We start from the raw sequence: 16,416 nt of genomic DNA, 5'->3' as shown, positions 1-16,416 counted from the left end.
GCTCAGCGCATCAAGACGATCGCGAGGACGATCACGACGGCCAGCACCACGAAAAAGGCGAGTACCGCCAGCGCGAGCGCCGTCGGCGATGTGCCCGAAGCTCGTTGGGAGGGTGGAAGACTCGCGTAGGGGTCGATCGGGTAATGCTCGCCCTGATACCGGCCACTCGGGTACTGGCCACTCGGATATTGCCCGCTCGGGAATGGCGGTGTCGACGAGACCAGAGTGTGGTGTCGAGGTTGCGACGGTGGGGTCTGCCATCCGGCGGCCACCGACGTGCCGGAGGTTCGTTGGTCTGACCCGGGGCGGGCCGACGGGAAACCACCGGGGCGGGCCGAATCTGGTTGTGACGTCTGGCCGGGTCCTGCGGGACTCGCGCCGTGCGGCGTATGCGGGGGAAGGGTTGTCGCACCGGATGCGCGGGGAATCAGGCTCGTCAGTACCTGATCGGCGGAGGCGCGCCCGCCGGACGCGACCGCGATGAGTTCGTCACGGGCCTGTGCCATTGTGATCCGCTTTGTGGGGCTGGGCTCGAGCATGTGCAGCAGCACTGGTTCGAGTGCGCCTGCCCGCTTCATCGGGTTGATCTGCGCACGAGCCACCTTGTGCAACATGACAAGTGAGTTGTCGTCGACTCCGAACGGTGGTTCGCCTTCGACCATCGTGTAGACCGTCGCACCGAGCGAGTACACGTCCGATGCCTCAGACGGTTCGGCACCGCGCGCGACCTCGGGGGCGAAATATGCTGGGGTGCCGGTGATCACGCCGGTTTGCGTCAGGGAGACATCGTCCTTGGCGCGAGAGATACCGAAATCGGTGAGTTTGACCAGCCCCGCGTGACGTCCGGATTCGGAGATGAGGATGTTGCCGGGCTTGATGTCGCGGTGCACGATGCCCGCGGCGTGGGCCTCGGTCATGGCGTCGGCGACCTGTGCGCCGATCTTGGCCGATTCGGTGACGTCGAGTGTGCCTGCCGAGTAGAGGATCTGGGCGATACTCCGTGACGGAAGGTACTCCATCACCAGCCACGGTTCACCGCGGTCGAGCGCAACGTCGTGCATCGCGATCGCGTTGCGGTGGGCGAGTTTCGCGGCAATCCTGCCCTCGCGCATCGCGCGCTTGCGGGCATTGTCGGCGGAATCGTCGGAGAGTCCCTCGGTGGAGAGGACCTGTTTGACCGCGACGTCGCGATCGAGCAGTTGGTCGCGGGCGAGCCAGACGGTGCCCATGCCACCGCCGCCGATTCGGGATTTCAGCCGATAACGGCCGGCCACCAGGTACTGGGGACCCGGTGTGCGGTAGCTCTCGGCGAATGACATACCGGCATGATAGCCGCGCGGCTGACTCCGGGTCGGTGCTCGGTGCGCTCGGCGGCGGGGCGCGGCGGGTTGACACCACCTAGTACGTATGTTCGACTCATCGGCATGAGGTGGTCCGAACAGGTGGTCGAAGCCGACGACGGCGCACTGCCGGGATTTGCGCGCGCCGGACTCGTCCGGTCGGTGCAGACTCCGGAGTTCGAGGGCATCACCTTTCACGAGGTGCTCGCCAAGAGTGCGCTCAATGCCATGCCGGAGGGGTCGGGGCTGCCGTTCCGGTTCACGGTCAACACCTTTCGTGGATGTTCGCACGCGTGCCGATACTGCTTCGCGCGGCCGACGCATGAGTACCTCGACCTCGATGCCGGGCGTGATTTCGACTCCCAGGTGGTGGTCAAGCTCAACGTCGCCGCGGTGTTGCGCAAAGAACTACGTCGGCGCTCGTGGCAACACGACACCGTCGCGCTCGGTACCAACACCGATCCGTATCAGCGTGCCGAGGGGCGCTATCGCCTAATGCCCGGCGTGATCACCGCGTTGGCGGAGTCGGGCACCCCGATATCGATACTGACGAAGGGCACGCTGTTACGTCGGGATCTGCCCCTGCTGCGTCAGGCGTCCGGACAGATCCCGGTGAGCATCGGTGTGTCGTTGGCGATCTTCGACGACGACCTGCAGAAACAGATAGAACCCGGGACGCCGTCGCCGCGGGCGCGACTGGAGCTCATTCGTGCCATCGCCGAGGCGGGTTTCGCGCCACATGTGATGGTCGCTCCGGTCATCCCGTACCTGAGCGACTCCACTGCGCATCTCGACGCGCTGCTCGGAGCACTCGCCGAGGCGGGCGCCGCCGGTGTGACGGCGTTTCCGATGCATCTGCGCAGCTCGACGAAGCCATGGTTCATGAATTGGCTCGCCGAGAACCACCCGGCGCTGGTGCGCAAGTACCGCGGCCTCTACGGGCGTGGTGCCTATGTCACCGCGGAGTACTCGTCGTGGCTGCGAGATCGGTTGCAGCCCTTGGTGGCCCGTCACGGCCTTGCCGGTCGAGACCACGGCAGGGGCGAGCACGACGGTTCCGAGGAGCACGACCTCGTCGGTACGCCGCAGTTGGCCGAGGCCTTGACACTATTCTGATGCGGTCGGCTCCCACGGGCTCCACCGCGGCTGGTCACCGATGAGATCGGTGCGCGCTCATCAGCGCGAGAGGTCACCGAACCGCGTGGGCGAGGTCGACCGTGGCATCGGCGCGGGCGACGACCTCCGGGTCGTGTGTGGCGACGACGGTGATGCAGTCGTGCTCGGTCGTCACGCTGTGCAGGAGATCCGTGATCGTGCCTGCCTGTGATCGGTCGACCGCTGCCGTTGGTTCGTCGACGAGGAGGATTCGGGGCTCGTGGATCAGTGCCCGGGCGATCGCGACCCGTTGCCGCTGGCCTCCGGACAGCTGCTCGGGCCTCGACCGGACGGCGTCGGCGAGTCCCACCGCGTCGAGCAGTTCGTGCGCGCGAGCCCTCATCGAGCGTGGTCGTCGCCCGGAGATCGCCGCCATCGCGAGCACCTGGTCTATCGCGGTGAGTCCGGGGAAGAGATTTCCGCTCTGGAACACATACCCCACCTGGTGTCTGCGCAACTCCGTGCGACGACGGTCGGACAGCGCCGTGACATCGGTGTCGTCGAGAGTGAGAGTTCCGCCATCGGGTCGTCGAAGCGCTCCGCAGACGCCGAGCAGCGTCGACTTGCCGGATCCCGACGGACCGGTGATCGTGGTCATCTGACCGCGGGCGAACGACGCGGACACATGGTCGAGGACGCGTGATGTCTCTGTGCTGGAACGATATTCGACGACGATGTCGTGTAGGTCGAGGCTCATCGCGATTCTCCTAACATGATCTGGGGGTCTGCTGTCAGAACCCATCGGAGGCTGACAGCCGAGCCGATCATCGACGCCGCGATGACGGCGATGCCGGTGGTGGCCAATGACGTTGCCGGTAGATCGAACGGAACGGCCGAGCCCATCGCGAGGCCGAGCAGATACGCGATGGCCGAACCGATGACGGTCGCAAGAACCACGACCACGGCTGCCTGCGCCAGTGCGGCGCCCACGAGTGCCAGGCGCGACACCCCCAGTGCGCGCTGTAGTGCATAGACAGAGCGACGCTGGACGACCCAGACCGCGAAGAAGGCTGCCACGATGAGCGGCGCGATGACGTAGAGGAACGCGATGATCGAGTTCATGGTCAGTCGCTCTCCCGAATAGCCGGGTGCCGCAGCGAGAATGACGTCCTCACCGACCACATGCGTGTCAGCGAGTTCCGCAGGTGCGCTGCCTCCGGTGAGTGCGATCGCTCCGACTGCTCCCTCGTCGTGTGGGCGCAGGTTCCCGTCGGGTGCGAAACGTAGGAGTCGCCAGGTGTCGAGGGGGACGTATGCGGCTGCCACGTGGCCGTAGGAGAGTGTGTCGGTGATGCCGACGACGTGGAGTCCGACGTCGGAGTTGTCGATCCTGATGGAATCGCCGATGCGAATCCCGCTGTCCGCCAAGCCCTCGGAGACCACCACCTCGCCCGGTGCCACCACCTGTCGGCCGTGGGTGGTCGCCGGAAGCAGGGGACTGTGCGGTTCGGCTCCGATCACGGCCATGTCGACCGACGAGTCGTCGGACGTCTCGCCGTGGAAGATCCCGATGCCCAGCGGGTGTGCGTTCACACCGGAGTGTCGGGCCCAGGCCGAGACCTGATCCCCGGTCAGCACGCTGCGGGTGAAATCGGATGTCCCCTTGGCGAAGACCATCGAGTCGGTGGGCATGGCCCGCAGTGCGGACACGGTGTCGTTGCCGAGGCCGATGGTGAAGCCGGAGACCATTCCGACCAGGGCGGAGACCAGGGCGATCACCACACCCATCAACATGAATCGGCCCCAGGCCGCGCGTAACTCGTGGAGAGCGACAAACATTCGGGTTCCTTCTTAGAGACGCAGTGTCGCTAAGTGAATCTACACATGGAGACACCATGTCTCCAAAGTGTTGTGTGCCAGATCTCCCCGCGGCGTCGGGGTGGAGCGCCGAATCGTCAGCCGGGCATGCAGGCGTCGATGACTGCACCGACGCTCTTGCGAGCGTGATCGATCACCTCGGGAAGCGGTTGCCCGGCGTCGATGCGTCCGATGCAGGCGTCGACGATGGCGGCGATCGTGGCCTCGGTGAGATCGGTGTCGACGACGCCGACGGCGTTGACCGCCTCGTGCAGGGTGGCGGTGATCTGTTCGTGTAGGGCCATGACTCTGCTGCGCGCGTTGTCGGACAGATGAATTCGGGCAATAGCCGTACGCCAGGCATGTCGACCGTCAGCCGCGAATTCCAGGTTGGCCTCGGCGTAGGTGAGGATGGCTGTCCGTGGGTCCGAGGCATCGGCGACGCGCGCGGCCACGGCGGTCGACCAGTCGGTGAACCCGCGCTCGAGCACCATCTCGATGAGGTCGTCGACCGAGGACACGTAGCGGTAGATGCTGTTGCGCGCGATGCCGGCCTCCGCGGCGATGCCCGCGGCGGTCAGCGTGGCATCCGCTCCTGACAGGAGGAGTCGTTCGGTGCCGTCGAGCAGCTGGGTCATGATGGCGGCGCGGTGTTCGGCGACCGACCCGGCCTTGATCCTAGGCATCGGGCAGGAGGGCTTTGGTAAATCTGCGCACGAAGTCGGTGGCGCCCTCTTCCGTGCTGAGATCGGTGCTGGTGGTGGGGTTCAATGCGAGTGACAGTGACACCCGAACGGTGATCTCGCTGACCATGAGCAGATGGTTCCAGTCGCCCTCGGCGATCTCATCGTCGGCGGCGTACAGCTGTGTCCGCCACATCTGCGCGCAGAACTGCGTCGCGTAGGTCACGATGTCGTCGCGGGACACCACGTCCATGAGCAACTCGCGGTCGGTCTCGCGCAGGCGTGCGATCAGTGGATTGGTGCGGACCTCGTTGATGATGTGGCGAACGGCCGCTACCATTCCGGACTCGAGTTCTGGTGCGGTGGAACGCAATTCCAGTATTTCTAGGAGGAACTTCTGGACCTCCCGCGCGCCCACTGCGCGTCGCAGATCGTCCTTGGTTGCGAAGTGGCGGTACACGGTGGCACGGGCGACGCCTGCCCGCTTGGCGACGTCGGCCATCGTCAGACGCTGCCATCCGATCGTGAGGATCACTCCGACGGCGGCTTCGAGGACATCGGTGACCACCGACGACTGTTCGGAGTCGGTATCGGGCGTCATGAGGAGTTGGCGTATCGCCGACATCGCATCGTCGTTGCTCATGGGCCCTTCTTGTCCTTGATTACGCACCGATGCTACCGTCTCGGTCAATGAGTCATTTTATGTCTAAGTGTCTCACGAGAGGGTGGGGATGGGACGTCGACCGAGAAACAGAACAGGGCTGACAGCACGATCGGTGCTCGCGGCTCCCGGACGTATGGCCGCGGCCTATCCGTGGTGGGTCGTGGGTTTCTGGGTCGTCGTGGTCGGTGCCCTCAACATCGCGATACCCCAGATCGAGCAGACGGCGGCAGAGAAGTCAGCCGCGATCGTGCCTGCGGATCTACCGTCGACACAGGCGATCGCCGATATGGCGCGTGACTTCGGCAATGATCCCTCGACGGCGGTCGGGTCGGTGGTGATGGCAGGCGACACCACGATCGGACCTGCAGAAGAGCGCTACTACTCCGCGGTGGTGCAGCGGCTGCTCGACGACCGGGAGCACGTCTCGTACGTGCTGGATATGTTCGGAAATCCGGCGACGCGCGACTATGCGGTGAGCCCCGACGGGAAGGCGATCACGCTGCTGGTCGCCGAACAGGGAGCCATCGGTACTGCGGCGGCACACCGCGCCACCGAAGCGGTGCGTCATCATCTCGATGCTGTCGAGAAGCCCGCGGGTCTGCAGACCCATTTCTCGGGTCCCGCGCCCGTCGTCGTCGACGAGTTCACGTCCTTGGACACATCGATGGTCGTGATCACCGCGGTATCGGTCCTGTTGATCACGGTGCTCATGGTGATGTCGTATCGCTCGGTGATCGCCGCGCTGGTGCCGCTCCTGACGATTGGTGTGTCGTTGGCGGCATCGCGTGCCGTGGTGTCCGGATTGGGAGATAACGGGGCGCTCGCGTTGTCGACGCTGACCGTCACCTTGATGACCGCGTTGGTGTTGGCCGCGGGTACCGACTACGCCATCTTCCAGATGGCCGCCTATCACGACGGTAGACGGAAGGGTCTCTCGTCCCGGTCGGCCGTGGGGTTCGCCGGTCTCAGCGTCGGGGAGGTGCTCACGGCGTCGGCACTCACCATCGCGGCGTCGGCCACGGCGATGCTCATGGCGCGCAACGGGATGTTCACCACCTCGGGGCCGCCGATTGCGATCGGACTCGTCGTCACGCTCGCTGTCGCATTGACATTCACTCCCGCGATGATGGCCATTCTCGGCCGACACGGCAGGATCGAGCCACGGCCTTCGCGAGACTTCATCTGGCGCCGCCGCGGTCGCTTCATTTTGCGCCGCTCCGGCGCGTTGGCGGGTGCGTCGTTGCTGTTGTTGATCCTGTTGGCGGTACCCGTCGTGACCTTCCGCGCCAACGGCGACGACAACGCCATGCAGCTGCATCCCACCGACAGCTCCCGTGGGTACGATCTCGTCGCGAAACACTATGGCGCAAACGAAATCGTCCCGGAGTTCCTGATCATCCGCAGCGATCACGACATGCGTACCACCACCGATCTCGCTGCGCTCGATCGCGTTGCCTCAGCGGTCACCGACCTCCCGAACGTCGCCTACGTGCGCTCGTTGACCAGGCCCGACGGTCGCCAACTGCCCGAATCGGCCATCGGATACCAGGCTGCGCTCATCGCTGGTCGGCTCGCCGACGCCGGAACGCAGATCGCCGACGCCCGACCGGATCTGGAACGACTGACCCAGGGCATGACCGCGCTTCGTGACGGTGCGGTCGAGTCGACCAAGCAACTGCCCGAGTTGGTGTCGGGAGTCAACCAGGTTGTCGACCTGTCGAACTCGGTTCTCGACCTACTTCCACTGGCCGACAACATCGCTACCGCCCGGACCGCTGACGGTCAGTCATTGGCCCAGGTACTCGCGCGATTGGAACCGCAACTGTCCTCACTGCAAACGCTGGTGTCGACGCTGAGCTCACAGCGGCAGGCCATCGATGCGCTGTCGCGGGCGCTCGCCCCGTACGCGTCACCGCAACCCTCCGCGCAGTGTCTGAATTCGCCGCTGTGTATGCAGGGGCGAACGTTGTTCGCGCAACTCGACGGCACGTCGAATCACGCACTGAGCGCGGCATTCACGGCGGCGCAGAACGCGGCGAACCTCGACCCCGACGACCTGCGGACGGTGTCGTCTGTCATGCCCGATCTGCGCGCCGGACTCTCGGCCATCTCCACCCTCACGGCATCAATGGGCCGGCGCTCGCCGGAGTCCATCCGCTCGGACCTCGCACGACTGCGTGACGGAATGGGACAGCTCACGTCGGGTATGGACCAACTGGCACAAGGACTTTCGGAGGCCAAGACAGGAACCGACACCGTCGTGTCGATGACCGACCAACTCCGCAGCGGACTCGACGAGGCCTCCGGATATCTCTCGGAGATGGGCAAGGCGACGTCGCAGGGCCCCGGCGCCGGGTTCTATCTGCCGCGCAGCGCATTCGAGGATTCACGGCTGGTGGCGGGGTCGAAGATGCTCATGTCGTCCGACGGCCGGGTGGCTCGTATGCTCGTGATCCCGTCGGGAAATCCCTACGGTGAGCAGGCGACCAGTCATGTATCCGATATCTCGACGACTGCCGAACAGTCGTTGAAGGGCAGTGGGCTGTCACACGCACGTGTGGATGCGACAGGACTGACGTCGATCACCTCGGACCTCATCGCGCAGTCGGAGAAGGACTTCCTGCTGTTCGGGATTGTTGCGCTTGCCGCGGTGTTCATCATCCTGGTTGCTCTGTTGCGCAGCCTGCTCGCGCCTTTCATCCTGGTCGCCACGGTGTTGCTGTCGTTTCTCAGCGCCGCAGGCATCAGTGTGCTCGTGTGGCAACACATCATCGGCATCGGGCTGCACTGGTCGGTGCTACCCGTCTCGTTCATGAGTCTGGTGGCAGTCGGCGCCGACTACAGCATGCTGTTCGCCTCGCGTGTTCGTGAAAACTCTTCGAGCGGAACGACGTCGGCGATTCTACGTACATTTGGTAGCACCGGCCGGGTCATCACCACGGCAGGGATCGTCTTCGCCGTCACGATGTTCGCGCTCATGAGCGGTTCGGTCGTCCTGCTCCTACAGACCGGTTTCACCATCGGCATCGGACTGCTGCTCGACATCGCCGTGGTGCGGACGGTGCTCGTCCCGTCGATACTCCACGTGCTCGGAACGCGGATCTGGTGGCCGTCGTCCGGCGGCGGGTCCGCGGTATCCGACTCCGCCACGTCGACCTCACCGTCTTCCCCGAAAGGAACATCATCATGACCGAGAACACCGTCGTCGAGTCGCTCGTCATCGACTGTGACGAGTCGCAGCCTGCGGCCGCGGGCGATACAACGAGTGTCGAGGCGCTGATGGCCCGGCCAGCCGATTCGGACGGTCCACTACCGTCTGTCCTCCTGGTGCACGACATCACCGGTGTCGAAGATGACATCGTGCGCACTCTGCGCATCATCGCCGACCACGGATACCTGGCGCTGGCGCCGCTTCTGTTCAGTGCCGGTCCGAATCGTGCTGCGTGCATCGTGTCCACGATGCGGTCACTCGTCTCGGGTCGTGGACCGGTGTTCGGGATTCTCGAGAGCGCCCGACGTCGTCTGGCCTCTGACCCGCTGTCCACCGGTGAGGTGGCCATCGTCGGATTCTGCATGGGCGGCGGGTTCGCGCTTCTCGAGGGCGATGCCCGGTACATTGCGGCAGCGCCGTTCTACGGAAGCCTCACCACCTACCGTGCCGTGACGGCGGATACCTGCCCGGTGGTGGCGTCGTTCGGCGCGCGCGACCCGCTGATCCCGTTCGGCGAATCGCGTTTGCGGCGTGTCCTCGACAAGCACGGGATCCCCTCGGATATCGCGACCTATCCCGGGGTCGGGCACAGCTTCGCCAATCGCATCGATTCAGTTCCCGACGCGGTGCTGCGCGTCGTCGGGATGCACTACGACGAGGATGCGGCGTCGGACGCCTGGGCCCGCGTGTTCGCCTTTCTCGATGCGCGGTTCTCGGCCTGAGTTGCGCTGAGTCACTCGCGCTGAGTCACTCGCGCTGAGCCCCGGCGCACTGTCCCGGCACCTGCACTGTTGCGTCCTGTCGGAGGGGCGTCGTACGATCGCCATATCGAAAAAACGTTCGATCCGACTCGGTGATCCGAGCGACCGACGGCGCAGCAACTTCCCGGCTCGCCACGCATTATCAACGCTGGCCAGGAGGTCTTCATGAGTGTTTTGCCGTTGGCTCATCCGTGCCCGTCGCAGGGCGACGGGGAGGGTTCGGATGGCGACGATCGCACCGATACACTCGCCCGGTTACGCAAGCGCATGGCGGTGCTGTCGGGGGTGCCTGATCGGGTCTCCGCCGACCGTTCTGCTGAGGTCGACGATAGTCTCCCGCTACCCGATGTCCTCGCAGATCTGTTGCCGCGTGGCCAATCCGCGGGACGCGGGGGGATCGCACGGGGGAGCGTGATCGGCTGCTCCGGTGCGCGTTCGCTCGTGGTTGCGATGATCGCCGCGGTGAGTCGTGGTGGTGGTCAGGTGGGGGTTGTCGGACTGCCCTGGCTGAATCTGTTGTCGGCCGCCGAGATGGGCGCCGACCTCGCTCGCATCGCCACTGTGCCCGACCCGGGCGTCGACCCGGTGGAGATCGCCTCGGTACTCCTCGACGGGATGGATCTGGTCGTCCTGGGTCTGCGCGGCGTCGACGTCGCGCCCGCGCGCTGCAGGGTGGTGAGCGGGCGGGTGCGGCAGCACTCGTCGGCTTTGATGGTCGTCGACGGGCACTGGCCGGGCGCTCAGGTCCGGATGGAGGCGTCGGTGCTGACCTACCGTCACGTCCCGGGCGGTGTCGGCGCCGACCTCGCCGCCGCGCGTCGGGGGCACGGCAGGATCGGCGGACTGCGGTTACAGGTCACCGCCACCGGGCGTGACCGTCGGACACGCAGTGCCGACGTCGATCTGAGTACCGTCGGATCATCGGGTGGGTCGCGAGGTCTCGTGGGTCTGACACGTCCGGTCGAATCCGGGGCCGGTCCGTTGGATCAGGGGCTCACGGCGGTGGCGAACTGATGGGACGCATCATGGCCCTGTGGTGCCCTGACTGGCCCGCGATGGCTGCGGCTGCCGATGAGGATCTTCCACCCGCACAACCGATCACGGTGCTCTCGGCCAACCGGGTGACCGCGTGCTCTGCCACCGCGCGTGCCGCAGGGGTTCGCCGCGGCATGCGTAAGCGGCAGGCACAGGCGGTATGCCCGGAGATGCGGGTGTTCACCGCCGACGTCGACCGCGACGCACGCTTCTTCGAACCGGTGGTGGCAGCGGTCGCCGAGGTGGTCGCTGTGGTCGAGGTGTTGCGGCCGGGATTGCTGGTGATGCCTGCCGACGGAGCGGCCAGACATCACGGGGGAGAAGCGTCGCTCGCGGAGAAACTCGTCGACCAGGTCTCGGTCTGCGGAGTTGAATCCCAGGTCGGTGTTGCCGACGAGATGTTCACCGCGGTGATCGCCGCGCGACGCGGCCAGCATGTGGAACCGGGCGGCGATCGCGCCTATCTGGCGGATCTGCCGGTGGCCGAGCTCAATGCCGAGCCGAGCCTGTCGTGTCCCGAACGCACCGAGTTCGTCGACCTGTTACGACGACTGGGGCTGGTCACCGTCGGCGATTTCGCCGCCATGTCCGCGCGCGACGTCGCCACCCGGTTCCCCGCCGACGCCGTAGTGGCCCACCGGTTGGCCAACGCGCTGCCTGATCGGCGACCCGCGGGGATCGTCGCCTCACCGGAACTGGTCGTCGACTACGTCTGTGACCCGCCGATCGATCGGATCGACTCGGCTGCCTTCGCGGGCCGACGACTCGCCGACATGTTGCATCGAAGGCTCTCTGATGTGCCCGCCGCGTGTACCAAGCTCAAGGTCGAGGCCATCACCGAACGCGGACAACGACATTCGCGGGTGTGGCGGTGCGCGCAGCCACTCACATCCGACGCCACAGCCGATCGGATTCGCTGGCAGTTGGAAGGATGGTTGACCGGTGCGGGGCGGGGCAGGAACCGCGGCGACACGCGTCCGGATTCGCCCATCGCGATGCTGCGACTCGAACCGGTCGAGACGGTCGACGCCGGAGCGTTGCACTATGCGCTGACGGGCGCAGGGCTCCCCGGTGAATCTGAGGTCTCCGAACGTGCCCGGAGGTCTCTGGAACGTGTGCAGGGACTGCTCGGCGGCGACGCCGTGCAGGTGCCCGTGCGCAGCGGCGGTCGCGGACCGTCGGATCAGATCACCTTGATCTCGCTGGGCGACGAGAAGATCCCCGAACACGATCCGCAGGCTCCCTGGCCGGGACGGGTTCCCCAGCCGGCACCTACGGTGATGTCCCGCACCCCGGTGGCGTTGATCGACGCATTGGGTCAGCCGGTCACCGTCACCGGCCGGGGGGCGTTCTCCGAAGAACCCGCCGTCGTGCGCATGGCACGCAGCGGGCGCGGGGGTTCTGGCGCGGTGCGCGGGGGCGCGGTGCGCGACTCCTGGGCGCTGAGTTGGTGGGCCGGACCGTGGCCGGCGGGTATGGACGACACCGGGATCATCGCCAGAGTCCAAGTGCTCCTGGAGGATTCACGCGCACTGCTGCTCTACTACCGGGCGGGCGAATGGATGGTCGAGGGCGTGTACGAGTAGCGCGGCCGCTTCGGCTCGTGTGCGCGCTGCGGGCAGAAAGGCAGAAAGTAGGGGGAGGGTTTCTTCCGCGGGTTTCTGACCTTTGCGCGTGTTGTTTCGCGGGGGAGGGCACAAAACCCGCGGAAACAATCCTTCCCCGGGTTTCTGCGCTCGGGAAGTCCGCGCTGTCTGTCAGCGTGGGGCGACGGGCACGAGTGGTGCCGGCCGCGCCGAGTGGTGCGGGGCGGGGGCCCTGGCTGTCACTCTTCCGCGGGTTTTGACGCTGCGCCGTGGCTCTTCCGCTACTTTCTGACCTTTGCGCGTGTTGTTTCGCGGGGAAGGGTGCAAAACCCGGGGAAACAATCCTTCCCCGGGTTTCTGCACTCGGGAACTCCGCGCTGCGCCGTGGCTCTTCCGCTACTTTCTGACCGTTCCGCGTGTTGCTTCGCGGGGAAGGGTGCAAAACCCGGGGAAACGATCCTTCCCCGACTTTCTGCACCGCACGCAGCACCCGACAGCACCGCACGCAGCACCCGACAGCACCGCCCGCGCACCGCAGCACCCAGTGCCCCTTGCTCAGCCGTTGGCGCCGCGGGCGATCACCGGCCACCGGACCGCGGCGCCACCGGAACGCGCGTCGTCGACGACCATCTCATCGACGAGGTTCACCGCGGTGCAGACGTGGTTGGGTACGACGCGCACCGTCGAGCCGAGTTCGGGAACGACGGAGCCGGGCGGGTACTCGACCACGGCGTGGTGCTCGGAGAGTCCGACGATCCGCGCGTCCGGATCGTCGAGTATCCGACCGTGTCCGCTGGCCCACGCGGGCCGGTCGGCGCCGATGATCTTGCTGCCCGCGTCGAGAACCACACGACGCCCGTCACGGCGGACGACGGTGCTGACGGCGGTCAGCGCCACGTCGTCGAATCCGCAGACGCCGAGCTCCACCTGCTGGGCGTCGTAAAACGGATAGACGCCCGGTCGGATCTCGGTCAACACGCCCGAATCCGCGAACTCGATCGTCGGCGTCGAGCCTCCGCTTCGCACGCGTGGCTCGATTCCCCTGTCGCGCAACTGTTCTGCCGCTGATGAGAGTGCCGCGATCTCCTGTGCGGCGGCGTCACGGCGTGCATGTCCGGGGCCGTATCCGTGGCCGGGAAAGGTGAACACCCCGACCACCTTGAGCCCAGCCGACTGCGCAGCCGCTGCGACCTCGCCCGCGGACTCAGGTGCCACACCTGTCCGGTGTTGTCCGGAGTCGACTTCGACGAGAACCTCGGCGCCGGACAGCTCGGCGGCAAGGCGCACGGCACCCTCGACGGAGTCGACGGCCAGGCGGAGTGACACCCGATCGGCGAGCGCGCGCAGGCGTGCACCCTTGCGGGCTGTGACCCACAGCGGATAGGCGATGAACAGATCACCGAAGCCCGCGGCGGCGAACGCTTCAGCCTCTCCGATCGTCGCTACGGTGAGACCCACAGCGCCGCTGCCGATCTGGCGTCGAGCGAGCTCTGCGGTCTTGTGCGTCTTGGCGTGGGGGCGCAGATCGACGTGAGCGTTCCGTGTGAGCTCGGCGACCGCCTGCAGGTTGCGATCGAGGCGCGCGAGGTCGACGGCGAGATACGGGGTGTCGGTCACCGATCCACGGTACCGAGGGAGGCCGCCGATTCGTCGACCAGAAGGTACTCCTGGTGCAGAATCCGTGCGGTCAGTCGTGGTGTGAACTTCCGGCCGAACTCGGCGAGCTGTCCGAGCGGCGGACTGATGCGCGCCGGACGCGTCACGATGCCCTGCAACACCTTCGACGCTCCCTTGTCGACGCTCCACACCCCGGCGGAGTTCTGATAGGCCTCGGTGGGCGCGATCATCCGCGTGCGGACCAGCGGTAGCCGCACGTTGGTGAACGAGACGTGTTCGGAGAGGGTTTCAGCACCCGTCGACTCGCTGAACGCTTCCAGCGCCGCCTTCGATGCCGCGTACGCGCCGAATCGCGCGCCACGCGTCTGCACGGCGATCGACGACACATTCACGATATGCCCGCTCTGTCGTTCCACCATGTGCGGCAACAGTGCGAGTACGACGTTGACGGCTCCGAAGTAGTTGACCGCCATCACCCGGTGGTAATCATGCGAGCGCTCAACGGAATTGAGCGTTGATCGACGAATCGAGCGCCCAGCATTGTTGACCAGGACATCGACGTGACCGTGGTCGGCGATGACCGACTTCACCAGTGTCCGCACCGCCTCCTCGTCGGTGATGTCGCACTGATAGGAATAAGCACGTCCGGGCGGAATGCCCGGTTTCGACTGCGATGCATTGAGATCGGCGACCGCGGAGGCCAATTCGTCTGCGCTGCGGGCGATCACGTAGACGTCGGCACCCCGTTCGAGGCACATCCGGGCGGTGGCCTTGCCGATGCCGCTCGACCCGCCAGTGACCAACACGTGCTTACCGACGAGCGGTCCGCGCGGATCACGCCTGCGGTGCCGTGCCGGGTCGAGATGGGTGGTCCAGTACTCCCACAGGCGTGGTCCGTAGTCGTCGAGATCAGGAAGTTCGACGCCGCGGCCACTCAATCGTGCCAGGGTTCGTGTGGCACGGAAGTCCGCCGTCATTCGCATGCCGTCGAGCAGTGCGGGTGGGATGCCCTCCTGTAACGCGACAAGATCGCGGATTGGACGTAGCGGCCCGAATCCGGTCAGCCCGATAGCAGGGGCGACGATCCGATTGCTCACCACGCCAACACCTTTGGGTGAACCGATCGCAGGAGCGAGCGCGTTGTACATGCCGATGACACCGCGGTCCCGCGAATCGCCGAGATGAAACACCTCGCAGCTGCGTTCAGGCTCGTCGTCGACGAGGGTTGCGATGGATTGCGCCACGAAATCGACGGGTACAAGATTGAGCCGACCCAGGTCTGGCATCGGCAGTGGAATACCCGACGGCAGGAGTCCCAGGAGCGCCAATCGGGGGAAGAAGTAGTACGGGCCGTCGACCTTGTCCATCTCGCCGGTACGCGAATCGCCGACCACGACCGACGGCCGGTACACCCGCCAGCGCAGTCCCTCCCGCTCGCGGACGAGCTTCTCCGCCTCGTACTTGGTGCGGTGATACGGCGTCGGAAACCCCTGCCCCAGGTCGAAATCGTCCTCGGTGAAGGCGCCCGCATAGTCACCGGCGACAGCGATCGACGAGACGTGGTGCAGCATCGCGTCGTGTTCGACGGCGAAGTCGACGACGCGCGCGGTGCCGTCGACATTGGCACGTTGCTGGGCCTCGGCGTCGGCGGTCATGTCGTAGATCGCGGCGAGGTGGATGACGTGGTCGATCTCGGGCAACTCTGTGCCAGACAAGGCCAGCCCGGGCGAGGTGAGTTCCCCGGCGATCGGATGCAGTCGATCCGGGGGAGCGTCGGCGAACATCTCGTCGAATCGTGCGCGTGATCCCGCGCGGACCAGCGCGTAGACGTGGGCGCCCCGGTCTGCGGCGAGCAGTCGTTCGATCACCCGGCGTCCGATGAACCCGGTCCCTCCGGTGATGAAATACGTGGTCATCTGTTCCTCCGGCCGGCTGGCAACTGCGGACTCGCGCCTTCTTACTCCGCGGTAAGAAGTGCTCGGATTCACCCTGACACTTACATCACCAAATGGCAACGTCACCACGGGGAGTTGTTAGGCCCTGGGATACCCAGGGTCGGCGGGAGAGTTGTCTGAAATCTCCCTTTCTGTCAGGAACCTTATCAGTTGACTGACTATTTGCTAGACTCACTATATGTCTGAGAATCCCGCCGAGATTGCCGCGACCCTGCGCCCCGTGCTGGCGGCGCTCAATCGCCGACTCCGCGCGCAGGGCCCGATCGGGGATCTCACGCGGTCGCAGACCAACGTGCTCGGCAGGCTCGAACGTGGGGGACCGTCGACAGTGAACGACCTCGCCCGAGCCGAAGGTGTTCGCCCGCAGTCGATGTCGACGACGGTTGCGGCACTGCTCGAGCAGGGACTCATCATCGGGACGCCTCATCCGAAGGATCGTCGAAAGACGCTCCTTGATCTTTCGGACAAGGCCCGCGAGACCTACGCGCGTGGACGATTGGCTCGCGAGGACTGGCTCGCTGATCGGCTCGGGCAGGTTCTCACCGACGAGGAATGGGCGCAGATCGCCACCGCAACAGAGCTTCTCCGCCGTGTGGCGGAGTCCTGACAGTC

General features: G+C 65.8%; 13 protein-coding genes. 6 read left to right on the top strand and 7 right to left on the bottom strand.

The annotated features are described in order from the left end of the window. Positions 1-2: 2 nt before the first annotated feature. Positions 3-1,319, bottom strand: coding sequence for a serine/threonine-protein kinase (locus B3T59_RS23135; RefSeq protein ID WP_251723263.1), 1,317 nt, complete (start codon positions 1,317-1,319; stop codon positions 3-5). A gap of 105 nt (positions 1,320-1,424) precedes the next feature. Here B3T59_RS23135 and B3T59_RS23130 point away from each other — a divergent pair, with 105 nt between their 5' ends. Further along, entirely contained in the window at positions 1,425-2,456 is a 1,032-nt protein-coding gene (locus B3T59_RS23130) for an Rv2578c family radical SAM protein (RefSeq protein ID WP_287005245.1), read from the top strand. A 73-nt stretch (positions 2,457-2,529) separates the two neighbouring features. On the opposite strand, the gene B3T59_RS23125 is transcribed toward B3T59_RS23130, so the two are convergent. The 4 genes from B3T59_RS23125 to B3T59_RS23110 all read right to left on the bottom strand — a co-directional run bounded on the left by B3T59_RS23125 (position 2,530) and on the right by B3T59_RS23110 (position 5,618). Next, positions 2,530-3,192, bottom strand: a complete 663-nt coding sequence (locus B3T59_RS23125) for an ABC transporter ATP-binding protein (RefSeq protein ID WP_227921471.1) — start codon at positions 3,190-3,192, stop codon at positions 2,530-2,532. Further along, the gene (locus tag B3T59_RS23120) at positions 3,189-4,274 is read right to left on the bottom strand and encodes an FtsX-like permease family protein (protein WP_287005244.1); all 1,086 of its coding nucleotides are present in this window, start codon (positions 4,272-4,274) and stop codon (positions 3,189-3,191) included. The genes B3T59_RS23125 and B3T59_RS23120 overlap by 4 nt, the downstream gene beginning before the upstream one ends. Before the next feature lie 116 nt (positions 4,275-4,390). Then, complete coding sequence (locus B3T59_RS23115; protein ID WP_251723266.1) at positions 4,391-4,978, bottom strand: TetR/AcrR family transcriptional regulator; 588 nt, start codon at positions 4,976-4,978, stop codon at positions 4,391-4,393. Beyond that, positions 4,971-5,618 (bottom strand): TetR/AcrR family transcriptional regulator, encoded by a 648-nt coding sequence (locus B3T59_RS23110; protein WP_287005243.1) that lies wholly within the window; start codon positions 5,616-5,618, stop codon positions 4,971-4,973. The genes B3T59_RS23115 and B3T59_RS23110 overlap by 8 nt, the downstream gene beginning before the upstream one ends. 133 nt (positions 5,619-5,751) lie before the next feature. Between B3T59_RS23110 and B3T59_RS23105 the strand changes: the two genes are divergently transcribed. From B3T59_RS23105 to B3T59_RS23090, 4 genes are all read left to right on the top strand, one after another. After that, the gene (locus tag B3T59_RS23105; protein WP_287005242.1) at positions 5,752-8,829 is read left to right on the top strand and encodes an MMPL family transporter; all 3,078 of its coding nucleotides are present in this window, start codon (positions 5,752-5,754) and stop codon (positions 8,827-8,829) included. Then, positions 8,826-9,572 carry a dienelactone hydrolase family protein gene (locus B3T59_RS23100; protein WP_287005241.1) on the top strand — a complete coding sequence of 249 codons (747 nt, stop codon included), beginning with the start codon at positions 8,826-8,828 and terminating at the stop codon, positions 9,570-9,572. Before B3T59_RS23105 ends, B3T59_RS23100 begins: the two co-directional genes overlap by 4 nt. A 204-nt stretch (positions 9,573-9,776) precedes the next feature. Beyond that, on the top strand, positions 9,777-10,625 hold the full coding sequence (locus B3T59_RS23095; RefSeq protein ID WP_287005240.1) for a hypothetical protein: 849 nt from the start codon (positions 9,777-9,779) through the stop codon (positions 10,623-10,625). Then, a complete protein-coding gene (locus B3T59_RS23090) occupies positions 10,625-12,232 on the top strand; it encodes a DNA polymerase Y family protein (protein ID WP_287005239.1) in 1,608 nt (535 codons plus the stop codon). Before B3T59_RS23095 ends, B3T59_RS23090 begins: the two co-directional genes overlap by 1 nt. Before the next feature lie 555 nt (positions 12,233-12,787). Here B3T59_RS23090 and B3T59_RS23085 read toward each other — a convergent pair. Then, positions 12,788-13,849 (bottom strand): alanine racemase, encoded by a 1,062-nt coding sequence (locus B3T59_RS23085; RefSeq protein WP_287005238.1) that lies wholly within the window; start codon positions 13,847-13,849, stop codon positions 12,788-12,790. Beyond that, positions 13,846-15,765 (bottom strand): SDR family oxidoreductase, encoded by a 1,920-nt coding sequence (locus B3T59_RS23080; protein ID WP_287005237.1) that lies wholly within the window; start codon positions 15,763-15,765, stop codon positions 13,846-13,848. The genes B3T59_RS23085 and B3T59_RS23080 overlap by 4 nt, the downstream gene beginning before the upstream one ends. A 217-nt stretch (positions 15,766-15,982) precedes the next feature. Here B3T59_RS23080 and B3T59_RS23075 point away from each other — a divergent pair, with 217 nt between their 5' ends. Further along, complete coding sequence (locus tag B3T59_RS23075) at positions 15,983-16,411, top strand: MarR family winged helix-turn-helix transcriptional regulator (RefSeq protein WP_064862273.1); 429 nt, start codon at positions 15,983-15,985, stop codon at positions 16,409-16,411. Positions 16,412-16,416 lie beyond the last annotated feature (5 nt).

The sequence above is a fragment of the Gordonia sp. UBA7860 genome (assembly GCF_002500165.1).
Lineage (GTDB): Bacteria > Actinomycetota > Actinomycetes > Mycobacteriales > Mycobacteriaceae > Gordonia > Gordonia sputi.
The sequence above is the reverse complement of the archived record's forward strand: the minus strand, read 5'-3'. Positions and strand labels throughout refer to the sequence as shown.

Excerpts from the sequence above, each read along its gene's own strand:
- B3T59_RS23130 (WP_287005245.1), top strand. The coding sequence starts at position 1,425 with ATGAGGTGGTCCGAACAGGTGGTCGAAGCCGACGACGGCGCACTGCCG.
- B3T59_RS23125 (WP_227921471.1), bottom strand. The coding sequence starts at position 3,192 with ATGAGCCTCGACCTACACGACATCGTCGTCGAATATCGTTCCAGCACA.
- B3T59_RS23075 (WP_064862273.1), top strand. The coding sequence starts at position 15,983 with ATGTCTGAGAATCCCGCCGAGATTGCCGCGACCCTGCGCCCCGTGCTG.
- B3T59_RS23110 (WP_287005243.1), bottom strand. The coding sequence starts at position 5,618 with ATGAGCAACGACGATGCGATGTCGGCGATACGCCAACTCCTCATGACG.
- B3T59_RS23115 (WP_251723266.1), bottom strand. The coding sequence starts at position 4,978 with ATGCCTAGGATCAAGGCCGGGTCGGTCGCCGAACACCGCGCCGCCATC.
- B3T59_RS23120 (WP_287005244.1), bottom strand. The coding sequence starts at position 4,274 with ATGTTTGTCGCTCTCCACGAGTTACGCGCGGCCTGGGGCCGATTCATG.
- B3T59_RS23135 (WP_251723263.1), bottom strand. The coding sequence starts at position 1,319 with ATGTCATTCGCCGAGAGCTACCGCACACCGGGTCCCCAGTACCTGGTG.
- B3T59_RS23100 (WP_287005241.1), top strand. The coding sequence starts at position 8,826 with ATGACCGAGAACACCGTCGTCGAGTCGCTCGTCATCGACTGTGACGAG.
- B3T59_RS23095 (WP_287005240.1), top strand. The coding sequence starts at position 9,777 with ATGAGTGTTTTGCCGTTGGCTCATCCGTGCCCGTCGCAGGGCGACGGG.
- B3T59_RS23080 (WP_287005237.1), bottom strand. The coding sequence starts at position 15,765 with ATGACCACGTATTTCATCACCGGAGGGACCGGGTTCATCGGACGCCGG.
- B3T59_RS23090 (WP_287005239.1), top strand. The coding sequence starts at position 10,625 with ATGGGACGCATCATGGCCCTGTGGTGCCCTGACTGGCCCGCGATGGCT.